Genomic DNA, 12,396 nt, shown 5'->3' with positions numbered 1-12,396 from the left:
GCCCAGCAGAATTGCGGGGTGGGAGGTCGCGACGATCGACTGGCACGCGCCGGACGTGCCCTGACCGGCAACGACCCCCGCGCGTATCGCGACAGCCTCGTCGCGTTGATCATCGCCGGCGTCACGAGCCTGGTGGCCGGCGTGACCCTCGCGCTCACGACCGACACGCTCGAGGAGCTTCCGGGGCTCCTCCTACTGGTTCCGGCCGCCCTGGCCGTGAAGGGCAATGTGTTCGGGGCGCTGGGGAGTCGGCTCGGGACGAGCATCCACACCGGCACGTTCCGGCTCAGCCCCCGCCTCGACACCGTCGTCGGCGCCAACATCGCCAGTGCGTTGCTGCTGAGCCTGGTGATCGCCGTTGCGATCGCCCTGCTGGCCAAGGGCGTGGCTGTGGTCTTCTCGATCTCGCCCACCATGTCGGTCGCCGACTTCGTCGTCGTATCCGCGGTCGGTGGCATGCTCGCATCCGTCTTCATCCTGGCGATCACGCTTCTCCTGGCCGGCGGCTCGGTGCGTCGGGGCTGGGACCTCGACAATGTCGTGTCCCCACTGGTGACCGCCACGAGCGATGTCGTCAGCCTTCCCGCCCTGATTCTCGCTGCGGGCCTCACGAGCATCGACGGGGTCACCCCCGTGATCGCAGGACTGCTGCTCGTCGCCTCGGCCGTCGGCCTGGCCTGGGCGATCTTCTCGAAGGTCGACGTGCTGCGGGGAATCATCCGCGAGTCGGTGCCCATCCTGATGTTCGCCGGACTGCTCGACCTGATCGCCGGCATCACGATCGAGAAGCGCCTCGACGACTTCCTCGAGTTTCCGGTGCTGTTGGTGCTGTTGCCCGGCTTTCTGGGCACGGCCGGTGCGCTGGGCGGCATCCTGTCGAGCCGCCTCGCGACCAAGCTCCACCTCGGCCTCATCGAGCCGGGTCCGGTCCCGCGTGGCAGTGCCGGAAGCGAGATCGCGATGGTCTTCTCGCTCTCGATCCCGGTGTTCGTGGTGGCCGGTCTGGTCGCGGAGGTCGGCGGCATCCTGGCCGATCAGGCGAGCCCCGGTGTCGTCGATCTCGTGCTGATCGCGGTGATCGGCGGCCTGTTCGCCACGTCATGTGTCGTGATGGTGGCCTACTACGCCACCATCGTCGCCGTGCGGTTCGGGCTCGACCCCGACACCTACGGCATTCCGGTGGTGACATCGACGCTGGACTTCGTCGGTGCCTTCGCCCTGATTCTGGCCATCGTGGCCGTTGGAGTTGCATAGTGGACCAGAGGATGTGATGGACGACAGACGCCGCAATCTGCGGGAGATGCTGGCCGAAGCGAAGGACCTTTCCGAGCTGATGGTCGACCTGGCCTACGCGTCGCTGTTCTTCAGCGACCCGGACATGGCCGAAGAGGTCAGCGAGCTCGAAGATCGGATGAACGAACTCGTCCAGGACATGCGGGAGGTGTGCATCATGGCGGTGCGCCGTCCCAAGGAGGCCGAGGGCATGTCCTCGGTGCTGCAGGTCATCAGCGCCATCGAGCGCATCGCCAACGACGCCGTCGACATCGCCCGGATCGTGACCCACAAGCTCGGGATCCCCGGTCAGCTGGTGGCCAACCTCTCCGACGCCGAGGAGGTGAGCCATCGGGTGCTCGTCTCCGACGGATCACACATGGCCCACCGGGCCCTCTCGGCCCACGAACTCCCGGTGCAGACCGGCATGCGGGTCATGGCCATCCGACGTGGACGCGACTGGATCACCGATGTCGACGGCGACACCGTGCTGGTGCCCGACGACGTGCTGTTCCTGCGCGGTTCACCCGACGGCATCACCCGGTTGCGGGAGCTGGCGGCGGCCGCGCCGTGGAAGCAACCACAGGCACCGGAGGATCCCTTCACCACCGATCTCGATCGTGCCGTCGACGTGCTGGTGGAGATGAAGAACCTCTCCGAGGTCGCCGTGGGTCTCGCCTACTCGGCGCTGGTGTTGCGCGACGTCGGCCTCGCCGCCGAGGTGCGCCACCTCGAGGACCGCCTCGACGAGATGAAGGACCGACTCGAGCTCTGGGTGTTGCGGGCAGCCAGCGACAAGGTCGACCCGTCGCCGCTGCGCGGTCTGTTGCACCTCTCGCAGGCGGCGGAGGACATCGGCGACCAGGCCCGCCAGATGGTGTGGCTGATCGAGCAGCGTGAGGACGTCCACCCGATCCTCGGGCTGGCGCTCGGCGACAGCGATGACGTCGTGGTCCGGGTGCCCGTGGCCGAGGGCAGCGAGGCGGACCAGGCCCTCTTGTCCGAGCTGCAGCTCAACATCGAACCCGGCTTCACCGTGCTCGCCATCCTTCGCGGTGGGCAGTACCTGTATCGCCCGAGCGGACGCGCCCGCCTGCGGGCCGGTGACGAACTGATCGCCAGCGGCCCCGACGAGGGCCGGGAGCTGCTGGCCCTGCGCTGTGGGTGGCGGCTGGTCGATCCCGACGGTGACGGTGAGATGGAACTGGAGCCCGTCGCAGCCGGATAGGTTCGGTGGGATGGAAGCCCCACTCTGCCTCCTCGCGATTCACGCGCACCCCGACGACGAAGCCTCGAAAGGGGCGGGTACGGTCGCCCGCTACCACGCCGAGGGCGTGCGCACGGTCCTCGTGTGCTGCACCGGCGGGGAGGAGGGCGACATCCTGAATCCGGCGATGGACCGCCCCGAGATACGGGAGAACATCGGCGAGGTGCGACGTCGCGAGCTCGACGCGGCCGCCGAGGCCATCGGCTACGACATCGTGCACATGCTCGGCTACCGCGACTCGGGCATGGCCGACTGTGAGTCCAATTCCCACGCCGGCTGCTTCGCCATGGCGCCGCTCGACGAGGCAATCGACCGCTTCGTCGCCATCCTGCGGGCTGAGCGACCGCAGGTGGTGGTCACCTATCCCGATGACCAGGGCAGCTACCAGCACCCCGATCATCTTCGGGTCTACGACATCACCCATCCGGCGGTCGACCGAGCCGCCGATGCGAACTATCGGCCCGACCTCGGCGAGGCGTGGACCGTGGCGAAGATCTACTACTCGACGTGGTCGCGGGCTCGCATCCAGGCTCGCCACGAGGCATTCCTCGAGAGGGGGATGGAGTCGCCCTACGACGATCGCTGGTTCGAACGTCCCGACAACGACTCGACGATCACCACGAAGATCTCGATCGAGGGCTTCGGTCGAGCCCGACGAGAAGGCCTGCTGGCCCACGCGACCCAGATCGATCCCGAGTCCAGCTTCTGGTTCGGCCTCCCGGCCGAGGTCGACGAGGCCATCTATCCGATCGACGACTACCGCCTCGCAACGGGGACAGCCCCCGACGACGGGATCGAGACCGACCTCTTCGCCGGACTTCGGTCCGAGGCGCGTACCTGATGCAGGTCTTCGACGACGAGTGGATGTCGGCCGCCCTCGATGCCCTGTCCCAGCTGCCCTCGGTCGAGGGGGCGAGTGCCGTGATCGACTATGTCGTCGCCGGGAGTCCGGCCGGCAAGGCGACCATCGGGGTGGCGATCGACGAGGGGCGGGTCGTGTCGCTGCACCACGGGAAGTCGGCCGACCCCGATGTGGTCATCTCGCTCACGTACGACGCGGCGTTGAGGATCCTGACCAACGAGATGTCGAGCGATGCCGGCTTCATGAGCGGTGCCCTCAAGGTCGAAGGCGCCCACGAACGGTGGTTGCTCGATCTCCGTACGGTGCGGGCCGCAGCGATCATCGCGCTGGCCCCGGTGATGGCCGACACCGCCATCTGACCGCACCCAGAATCGGTCGGTCAGCGTCGGGCTCGTTGCACGTCGCGGATCTCGCGGAACCCGATCAGGGTGATGCCGTCGGTCTCGAGCCGAGCAGGCAGATCGCGGTCGGTGAGCACGGCCAGGTCGTCCATCCGGTTGGTGGCGTGGGGGTCGATGGCCCGGATCTCCTCGGCCGCGATGGTCGGTTCGAACGCCACCACGGTGACGCCGGGTTGCAGGTCGGCGAGGGTGGCCTCGAGATGGGATCGGGCGCCGTTGCGGACGAGAGTGAAGTGGTCGGGCATCAGAATGCCCTCCTCGGCCGCGAGACGGCGGAACGGGAAGCCGGCGCGGTCTTCGGCCGGGCCGCTCTCGAGTCGAACCGGCAGCTCGGCGTCGTAGGCCACGTCGACGAGGACGTCGAAGAACTCGGGTCGCTGTTGCAGGGTGCCGAGGTGGGTGGCCAGGTGGGTGATGTCGAAGCCCCACAGACGGGCCCGCTCGATCTGAGCCCGGCATTCGCGGCGGACCTCGTCGAGATCGGCGTGATCCCACAGGTCGTCGACGGTGCGGGGGAATCCCCCGTCGCCGTCGAGCAGACTGGGCGCCGCGGTGAGTGGTCCCCAGCGATAACAATCGAGTTGGCTGTTGAGGGTGAGGTGGATACCGAGGTCGGCGCCCTCGTGGCGGTCCGCCGCGTAGCGCGACCACGGGCCCGGCATCATCACCGTGCCGGTGGTGGCGAGACCCTCGCGAAGCGCCGTGAACCCGCCGGCCGTGGCTGCGTGGGTCGAGCCGAGCTGGTCGGCGCTGAGGATGAGCAGCTTGGCGTCGGGTCGGTGACCGAGCGCTTCGGCGAGTGAGTCCACGTCAGGGACGGTAGCCGCCTATTCGAGCGGAACGTCGGGGCCCCCGCACACCGACCACAGGCCGGCGCCCGCGTCGATGGCATCGGCCTCGGCCGCCCGGAAGAGGGATTCGTAGTGGTCGTTGGGGTCGTAGATGAGCACGTCGGCGTAGCCACGTTCGACCAGGTCGAGGTTGACGAACAGATCGTCGGCGCTGCGGATCACGTAGGCGAGGAGGCGGTCGTACTGGTCGCGCGCCTCTTCGTCGAGGACCAGGGTGATCTCGGCGCCCTCGGGGAGCAACGACGCCAGATAGTCGCTGGCTTCCTTCCCGTAGCACTGGTCGGGGCGGTTCTCGGCCACGGATTCGGGCGTGTCGATACCGAGGAGGCGCACCCGCTCGCGCTCGCCGTCGATCACGGCGACGAGGGTGTCGCCGTCGACGATGCGTTCGACCGTGGCGTTGGGCGCCAACCCGGCCTGATCGGGGGCGGTGGCCGGCGGTCCCGTTGCCATCGCCACGGTCTCGGTGGAGACGATCTCAGTGGCGACGGTCTCGGTGGGGGAGAACGACTGGTCGCTGTCGGGTTCGGTGCACGCCCCGACGCTCGCGACCGTGGCCAGCGCAGCGAGGAGCAGGACGAATCGGTTCACGGCGTTCAGTCTGGCGATGGATTCGGTGGATCAGGCAGCGTGTGGATCAGGCAGCGTGTGGATCAGGCGGCGTCGGCGTGGAGCTCGAGGAACTCGCCTTCGGCCAGGGCCGCAGCGCGGGCCCGGATGCGGGATTCCTGGAGAACGGCACGAGCGGCGGCGATGCCGTCGAGGCCCTGCTGCTTGGTGCGCTGATCGAGGCGCCAGCTGCGGTGGGTGGTGATGAGGCTGAGCTGGTTGGTCATGGAGACATCATGCGGATGGGGTGTGACACTCACCCGGCGCATGGCAGGATCCAGGCGTGTCCGCAGAAACGAAAACCCCGCGTTACGGCATGACCGTGCCCTTCGACGGTCAGCCGCTCCACGCCCAGTTCGACCGCTTTCGCCGGCTGGAAGCAGCCGGCTACACCGATCTCTGGTCGGCCGAGGCGATGGGCGCCGACGGCCTCACACCGCTGGCGCTGGGGGCCGTGTGGACGCCGACGATGCGCCTCGGCACCGCGATCCTGCCCGCATTCACCCGTGGTCCGGCCCTCATGGCGCAGTCGGCGGCAGGTATGGCGTCCGCCGCGCCCGGCCGGTTCGTGCTCGGTATCGGGTCGTCGTCCAACGTCATCGTCGAGCGGTGGAACGGCGTGCCGTTCGAGGAACCGTTCAAGCAGACGCGCGACATGGTCCGCTTCGTGAAGGCCGCTCTCACCGGCGAGAAGATCACCGAGGACTACGACACGTTCTCGGTGAAGGGCTTTCGACTGGGACTGGTGCCCGAACAACCCGTGCCGGTGCTCGTGGCGGCCCTGCGAGAGGGCATGCTGACGATGGCGGGTCGCGAATCCGACGGTGCCATCGTGAACTGGTTGTCGGCCGAGAACGTCCGCCGCGTCGCAGGGGTGGTGCGCGGCGAGAACGCCGATGCGGAGATCGTGGCGCGGATCTTCGTGGCGCCCACGACCGACGCCGAATCGGCCCGCTCGACCGGCAAGTTCGCCGCTGCGGCCTACCTCAACGTGCCCGTGTACAAGGCCTTCCACGAGTGGATGGGCCGTGGCGACGACCTCGCCGAGCACTGGGAACAATGGGAGGCGGGCGACCGCCAGGGATCGCTCGAGAAGATCCCCGACCACATCATCGACGAGCTGATCGTGCACGGGAGCTACGACGAGTGTCGGGCCCACATCCAGCGCTACGTCGACAACGGCATCACCTGCCCGGCCATCGCCCTCATGCCGTTCCCCGGCGTCGATGTCGACGAAGCCATCGAAGGTCTCGCCCCGCTGGACTGAGGATCGCAGTCGCCGTCGCGGCGTCAACCCACCGCGGCCACCACGAGGGCGTCGATGGCGACGCGGGCGGAACGGGCCGCCGACGGATCACCGTTGACCACGATGGAGAAGACCATGTCGTGGCCCCCCGAGGTGACGGCGTAGCCCGACAGCGCCTGGCCTCCGATGATGGATCCCGTCTTGGCCATGACGTTGCCGGCGGTCGTCGACCCGCCCAGTCGGCGAGCGAGTGTTCCGGTCCGGCCGGCCACCGGGAGTCCGGCGCGCAGGGCCGGACCCCATGGTTCGTCGCGCGCCGCCTGGAGCATCGAGCGCCATTCCCGGGCCGATCGCAGGTCGGCGCGCGACAGCCCCGACCCATCGCCGCTCACCCCCTGGAGCCCTTCGCAGAGCTCGGCCAGCGCGTCGTCCACGGTCGCGACTCCTTCGGCCGTGCTCCCGGCACCGATCTCGCGCAGGACGGCCTCGGCGGTCTCGTTGTCGCTGCGGGTCAACAGGTCGGGCACGAGCTCGGCGATGGGAGCCGATTCGAGGACGGCGACCACGTCGCCTGTCTCGTCGGTCGTGGTGACGAGGGGAGCGCCGGCCACGTCGACCCCGGCTGAGGTGAGCGCGGCCGCGAACGCCTCGAGGTTCGCGAGGGCGGGATCGGCGAGGAAGGCGGCATCGGTGCGGTACCGGTTGTCCTCCACGATCAGGGCCGACATCGGGCCGACCCAGTCGGGGATGTGCCAGTCCTGCCACCCCTCGGCTCGGCGGGCCGACTCGAAGTGGTCGGCGTCGACGGCGACCACTTCGACCCGGCCCACGCCCGCGGCCGCCACCTGGTCGGCCAGGGCGGCGAGCGAGTGCGGTCCGGAACGGGCGAGGGTGGGGTCGCCACCGGCCACGAGCGTCAGCACCCCGTCCCGGTGGGTGACCTCAGTGCGGAAGCGGTGTGCCGGATCGAGCAGGGCGAGGGCCCCCATGGCCGTGAACAGCTTCTGGTTCGAGGCGGGCAACAGCCGTGAGTCGGGATCCGTGGCGGCCACCTCGCCGTGGCCGTCGATCCAGATCGAGACCGACACGTCCAATCCGTCGAACGCGGGCGATGAGAGGGCGTCGTCGAGGGCCCGGCGGTGGGGGTCGTGAAGGGGGACGTCGACCTCCGGGATCGACGCACACGACAGCTCGACCAGGTCGAGATCCGCACCGGCGATCGCCGCCGGCGGGGGGGTTGTGGGACGGTCCGGGCCCGCCGAGCCGGGTTCGTCGACCACGGTGCACGCGCCCGTGGCGAGGACGAGAACGGTGAGTGCCGCGAGGACTACCGTGCCGAAGGGTCTCCGCCTGGTCATGGCCCCAGGATCGCGCTCCGGATGTGTTCGGTGAGGTCGGGGAGCTGCGAGTGGGCGTTGAGCCCGCTCGTGGAGGGCATGACGTAGACCGGTGACCCACCGAGGTCTCGCGTCTGCCATCCGGCCGTGGCGCGGCGATCGGCGGCCGCCCGCCACCCCGCGAGCCCGACCATGCATACGGCGGCCGGCCGCAGCCAGGCACACAGGCGCTCGACACGAGCGAGACCGGCCTGGTACTCGTCACGGGAGAGTTCGTCTGCTCGCGGTGTCGCTCGCTTCACGAGGTCGGTCATGCCGACGCCGTGAGCCTCGAGTGCGTGGCGCGCGTCTCGGTCGATCGTGACGATGCCGGCGGCGAGCGCCGCAGGCCAGAATCGATTGCCGGTCCGACCGAAGCCGACCGCGAGGTCGGCCGAGTGCAGGCTCGGATTGAGTCCGCACACGAGCAGGCGCATGCCCGGTCCGACGGTGTCGGGGAGTGAACGCCGCCGGACGAGGCTGGTGCGCAGATAGGGCCAGTGCTCGGTCTCGGTGTGGGTGTGCTCGACGACCTCGAACCCGGCCCCCACGATCACGTCGAGGAGATGATCGTCCTCCCACAAGGCGAACCGTCGTCCTGCGAAGTCGCCGTCGGTCAGCCCCGTCAGGTCCTGGTCGCCGCCGAACATGCCGAGTTCGACCGGTGCGTCGACCTCGAGCACGCGGTGGAGTTCGGCGAGCACGAGTGGCAGGGCGGGCCGGTCGATGTGCACGAACACTGCGTTGACCACCGCGCCGCCGATCGAGCGCATGCGCAGCGGCAGTGATGCAGCCTCTCCCTGGAGAGCCGGCGCGGAGGGGACCCGGGCCCGGAGAAGCGACAGCATCTCCGACGACGGGTCGAGTCCGATCGAACCGTCGGGGAGCGCAGCGGTCAGGAGGCCGGGCCCGCAGCCGAGGTCGAGTAGCGGGCCGTGGCCGACCGGCGCGCGTGCCCGCAGCCGTTGCGCCGCCTCGACCGACTTGCCCTCCCGGGCCATCGTCCACTCGTCGGCCTTCGCCTCGTAGACGGCATGCGTTGCGGGGTCGAGGCTCACGGCCCCCGAGGTTAGGTCGAGCGCAGCCCGCCTCGGTTCTGTCACCACGCGCGACTATGGTGCCTTCACCAACCGAACCCGACCGGAGGTCGCAGAGAATGACCGAAGCCCTCAACGGCGCTCAGCTCGTCGAAGCACTCGCAGTGATCGATCGTGGTCTCGGCGAGATGATGCGACGCGACCTCGTGGCGACCGCCGAAGTGGCCGATCTTCTCCTCGATCTGAGGACCATCCTCACTTTCGTCCCGGCTGATCCCTCGGTCGAACCGGCCGGCGTCAACTAGGGCCGACGGCCGAGGAGAGTACGCGCCGGGCGATCGCACCGAGCGCGGCGCCGAGCACGAGTCCGCCGGCGACGTCGGAGGCGTGATGGATCCGCACGTGGATGCGGCTCGTCGCCACCACGGCGGCCGCCCCGTACCACGCAGCGCCACCGGTGTGCCGAGAGAGCAGCGCGGCGGCCACCATCGCCGCCGACGCGTGGCCGCTCGGAAAGCTGCTGGTCCTGGGCTGCCGCAGGCGATGTGGGCGCGGCACGTCGTGCACGGGCCGACTGCGCCTGAACGCCGACTTCACCGGACCGTTCACGAGCGCGGACTCGAGGCCGAGCGCCGTGCTCAGTCCGATGGCGATCCGGGGGTCGTCCTCGATGATCGCCTGCACCACGCCGCACACGTGCCAGAGCAGTGAGAAGTCGGCCGCCTCCGATGCCGTGTAGTAGAGCCGGTCGATCACCGCTCGGCCACGCAACCGGTTCCACCATTCGTCGACCGTGAGGTCGATCCTGTCGAATGCCGCGGGCACGTCAGTCATACGATGAGCGAGGGTACGCGCCAGGGCCGGTGAACATGCCCCGATGCCACCGTCGCGGGGTCGCGACCATGGCCCGGGGATAGTCCTCGAACATCCAGCGGGCGAAGTTCCGGCGTGTCCAATCCGTCGCGCCGGTGAGCTTCAGCGCGCCGCGGGCGATCCACGGGTTGGCCAGCATCGGGATGAGGGCGCGGGCCATGCGGTCGTCGGCCACGAGTTCGCGCCGGATCTCGCGTTCGTAGGCGGCGGTGGCGTCGTCAGGGCCGAGGATGGCCTCGGCGGAGAGGCGTCCCGACAACAGCGCCTGACCGATTCCCTCGCCCGTCATCGGGTCGGTGAGCGCGGCGGCGTCGCCGACGAACATCGTGCGCGGACCGACGAGCGGCACGCGGCCGACCCGGGCAGGAATGGGCCAGGCCTTGTGGGTTTCCTCGGGGCGTGCATCGGGCCCGAGCACGGCGCGGATGTGGGGCCGGGCGAGCAGGTCCGGCCAGAGCGCCTTCATGTCGCGTACGGAGTGTGTTCCGCCCCGCTGGATACCGAACCCGATGTTGGCTCGGCCGTCGGCGAGGGGGAATGACCAGGCGTAGCCCGGGAGCAGGTCCTTCTCGAACCAGACGATCAGTTCGTTGCCGGCCCGGGGGCTGACGTTCTCGAAGTACTGCCGGAAGGCGTGCCATTCGCCGAGGTATCCCGCGACCTGCAGACCGAGCGCCTTGCGTACCGGCGACCACATGCCGTCGGCGGCGACGAGGTGACGGGCACGGATCGTCCCGGCGCCGTCGGTCGCCACGGTGAGACCCTCGGCGGTCGTCGTGACACTCGTGAAGGAAACGCCCTGCTCGATGCCGGCCCCGGCGTCGATGGCGAGATCGACGAGTGCGGCGTCGAGGTCGACCCGGCGAGCGACGGCGGCGTGATAGCCGGGTCCGTCGGGCAGCGAGTATCGGCGTTCTTTTCCGGACGGTGAGCGAACGATCACATCGTCGACGATTCGCCAGGAGGCAACCGACCCGGGATCGAGTCCGAGTGCCTCGAGTTCCCGTAGGGCGAGCGCGGTCAAGCCGTCACCACAGCACTTGTCGCGCGGGAACGTGGCCTTGTCGATCACGAGGACGTCGTTCCCGGCCCGAGCCAGCGTGGTGGCCGCCGCCGTACCGGCGGGTCCACCACCGACCACGAGCGTGTCGACGGTGCGATCGGCCGTCATCGGTCGTCCCGGCAGACGGCGGTGACGACGGCGAACCCGGCCTCGAGGTTGCGCAGCAGCTCGCCGGGGTCGTCGATGACGGCGGGATCCGACGACACGCCGATGTGAGCGGTGTCGGCGTGACTCAGGAGGGTGACGTTGACCGCACATCCGCTCAGGGGCCCGAACGGAATCAGGGCATCGACCGGCTGTGGTCCGAGGTGAAGGCGTACCGGGCTTCCCGGCACGTTCGACACGGCGACGTCGATGCCGGTGGTGACCCGGTCGAGCACGGCGGCGCCGGCCGTCGGGGGAAGCCGACGGAGTCCCGCTGTCAGCGCGGGAAGGAGTCGGTGCGCAGGGTCCCGTCGAACCCGGCGCATCTCGCACCGCACCCGCCGCATCAGCGTGGGAAGGTCGGCCGCGTCCCGCAGGTCGATCTCGATGAGGCTGGGTGCCCAGTGGTTGCTCCCCCCGCCGGTGTCACCATCCCCGGACGAGGGCCGGGTGCTGATCGGGACCGAGAGCCGCAGCCGCGACCGGTGCTCGGTCCCGACCTGGTCGGCGAGCCCGAGGGCCACCGCCGCGACGAAGGCGTCGTTGATCGTGCCGTCGTGGCGCCGCCCCGCCTGACGAAGGGCGTCCACCGGCACGGAGAAGAACCGGATGTCGAGGCGACCCGAGCGGGCCGGGGCGACGACCGGAGGGGCGTGGCTCGGTCGGAGCATGCGCACCACCGACCCGATCGCTTCACCGGCCCGACGCCCCGCGCTGGCGCAGTCGTCGACCGACCGGCTGCGGGTGACGTGGTCGATGACCGTCGCCAGGCCGCGTATGGCTTCGACGGCGGTCTCGTGTCCGGCAGCGTCGCGCCCGGCAGTGCTGATGACGGAGGCAGCGGGCGCCACGGGTGCCTCGGGGAGTGGCCGGGACGGGGCCACCGGCTGCGGCTCGAGACCGAAGAGTTCGAGCATCAGTTCGACTCCGCCGACGCCATCGGTGACGGCGTGGTGGGTCTTCAGCAACAGCGCCTCGGCGAGGCCGGTGACATGGGTGAACTCCCACAGCGGTCGTGAGCGGTCGAACGGCTGGACGAGCAGACCTCGGACCAGATCCATCAGCTCGGCGTCTGCGGGATCGGCCAGCCGCACCGTGCGGAGATGAAAGCTCAGGTGGAAGTCGGGGTCGACGGACCAGCGGGGTGCGGTCAGCCCGGATGGATCGGTCACCACTCGCTGGCGTAGACGACCGACGACGCGGCTGGCGTGATCGACGCGATGGCGCAGTTCGGCAGGATCGAGGGGTGCGGCGAAACGGGCGAGGGCGGCAATCGTCGTGCGCTGACGAGGCTGCTGCTCCACGTTCCAGACGAGGGCATCGAGGTTGCTCATGGGTTGGTCAGCGCGCACCCCGGTCATCGGTTGCAGTCTACGGAGGCGACGATGCGCAGGG

Annotated in this window: 14 protein-coding genes; 6 read left to right on the top strand and 8 right to left on the bottom strand. The window is 69.6% G+C overall.

Translation table 11 applies throughout. The features are described 5' to 3' along the window. The first annotated feature begins 18 nt into the window (after nucleotides 1-18). From RIB98_05815 to RIB98_05800, 4 genes are read left to right on the top strand one after another with little or no spacing between them, the layout of a single operon-like run. On the top strand, nucleotides 19-1,254 hold the full coding sequence (locus RIB98_05815) for a magnesium transporter (protein MEQ8840476.1): 1,236 nt from the start codon (nucleotides 19-21) through the stop codon (nucleotides 1,252-1,254). A 16-nt stretch (nucleotides 1,255-1,270) separates the two neighbouring features. Further along, nucleotides 1,271-2,500 (top strand): TrkA C-terminal domain-containing protein, encoded by a 1,230-nt coding sequence (locus RIB98_05810; GenBank protein MEQ8840475.1) that lies wholly within the window; start codon nucleotides 1,271-1,273, stop codon nucleotides 2,498-2,500. Nucleotides 2,501-2,510: 10 nt separating this feature from the next. After that, on the top strand, nucleotides 2,511-3,380 hold the full coding sequence (mca, locus tag RIB98_05805; protein ID MEQ8840474.1) for a mycothiol conjugate amidase Mca: 870 nt from the start codon (nucleotides 2,511-2,513) through the stop codon (nucleotides 3,378-3,380). Beyond that, complete coding sequence (locus tag RIB98_05800; GenBank protein ID MEQ8840473.1) at nucleotides 3,380-3,760, top strand: SCP2 sterol-binding domain-containing protein; 381 nt, start codon at nucleotides 3,380-3,382, stop codon at nucleotides 3,758-3,760. The genes mca and RIB98_05800 overlap by 1 nt, the downstream gene beginning before the upstream one ends. A gap of 20 nt (nucleotides 3,761-3,780) precedes the next feature. On the opposite strand, the gene RIB98_05795 is transcribed toward RIB98_05800, so the two are convergent. The 3 genes from RIB98_05795 to RIB98_05785 all read right to left on the bottom strand — a co-directional run bounded on the left by RIB98_05795 (nucleotide 3,781) and on the right by RIB98_05785 (nucleotide 5,489). Then, complete coding sequence (locus RIB98_05795; protein ID MEQ8840472.1) at nucleotides 3,781-4,611, bottom strand: ChbG/HpnK family deacetylase; 831 nt, start codon at nucleotides 4,609-4,611, stop codon at nucleotides 3,781-3,783. An 18-nt stretch (nucleotides 4,612-4,629) separates the two neighbouring features. Next, complete coding sequence (locus RIB98_05790) at nucleotides 4,630-5,244, bottom strand: thermonuclease family protein (GenBank protein MEQ8840471.1); 615 nt, start codon at nucleotides 5,242-5,244, stop codon at nucleotides 4,630-4,632. Between the two features lie 62 nt (nucleotides 5,245-5,306). Beyond that, nucleotides 5,307-5,489, bottom strand: coding sequence for a hypothetical protein (locus tag RIB98_05785; protein MEQ8840470.1), 183 nt, complete (start codon nucleotides 5,487-5,489; stop codon nucleotides 5,307-5,309). A 56-nt stretch (nucleotides 5,490-5,545) separates the two neighbouring features. Here RIB98_05785 and RIB98_05780 point away from each other — a divergent pair, with 56 nt between their 5' ends. After that, nucleotides 5,546-6,529, top strand: coding sequence for an LLM class F420-dependent oxidoreductase (locus RIB98_05780; protein ID MEQ8840469.1), 984 nt, complete (start codon nucleotides 5,546-5,548; stop codon nucleotides 6,527-6,529). Between the two features lie 23 nt (nucleotides 6,530-6,552). Here the strand turns inward: RIB98_05780 and dacB are convergent, their stop codons facing one another. Both dacB and RIB98_05770 read right to left on the bottom strand, forming a co-directional pair. Continuing rightward, a complete protein-coding gene (dacB, locus tag RIB98_05775; protein MEQ8840468.1) occupies nucleotides 6,553-7,866 on the bottom strand; it encodes a D-alanyl-D-alanine carboxypeptidase/D-alanyl-D-alanine-endopeptidase in 1,314 nt (437 codons plus the stop codon). Further along, on the bottom strand, nucleotides 7,863-8,942 hold the full coding sequence (locus RIB98_05770) for a uracil-DNA glycosylase family protein (GenBank protein ID MEQ8840467.1): 1,080 nt from the start codon (nucleotides 8,940-8,942) through the stop codon (nucleotides 7,863-7,865). Before RIB98_05770 ends, dacB begins: the two co-directional genes overlap by 4 nt. A 98-nt stretch (nucleotides 8,943-9,040) precedes the next feature. Here RIB98_05770 and RIB98_05765 point away from each other — a divergent pair, with 98 nt between their 5' ends. Next, complete coding sequence (locus RIB98_05765) at nucleotides 9,041-9,226, top strand: hypothetical protein (protein ID MEQ8840466.1); 186 nt, start codon at nucleotides 9,041-9,043, stop codon at nucleotides 9,224-9,226. Here the strand turns inward: RIB98_05765 and RIB98_05760 are convergent. Genes RIB98_05760 through RIB98_05750 form a run of 3 tightly spaced genes read right to left on the bottom strand, consistent with a single transcriptional unit; the run spans nucleotide 9,219 to nucleotide 12,362 of the window. Further along, nucleotides 9,219-9,755 (bottom strand): phosphatase PAP2 family protein, encoded by a 537-nt coding sequence (locus tag RIB98_05760; protein MEQ8840465.1) that lies wholly within the window; start codon nucleotides 9,753-9,755, stop codon nucleotides 9,219-9,221. The genes RIB98_05765 and RIB98_05760 overlap by 8 nt on opposite strands. After that, nucleotides 9,748-10,965 carry an NAD(P)/FAD-dependent oxidoreductase gene (locus RIB98_05755; protein ID MEQ8840464.1) on the bottom strand — a complete coding sequence of 406 codons (1,218 nt, stop codon included), beginning with the start codon at nucleotides 10,963-10,965 and terminating at the stop codon, nucleotides 9,748-9,750. The genes RIB98_05760 and RIB98_05755 overlap by 8 nt, the downstream gene beginning before the upstream one ends. Further along, nucleotides 10,962-12,362: a wax ester/triacylglycerol synthase family O-acyltransferase gene (locus RIB98_05750; protein MEQ8840463.1), complete on the bottom strand. Its 1,401-nt coding sequence runs from the start codon at nucleotides 12,360-12,362 to the stop codon at nucleotides 10,962-10,964. The genes RIB98_05755 and RIB98_05750 overlap by 4 nt, the downstream gene beginning before the upstream one ends. Nucleotides 12,363-12,396: the final 34 nt, after the last annotated feature.

Source organism: Acidimicrobiales bacterium, assembly GCA_040219515.1.
Classification (GTDB): domain Bacteria; phylum Actinomycetota; class Acidimicrobiia; order Acidimicrobiales; family Aldehydirespiratoraceae; genus JAJRXC01.
Note: the sequence above shows the minus strand (reverse complement) of the source record. Positions and strands in the feature narration are given on the sequence as shown.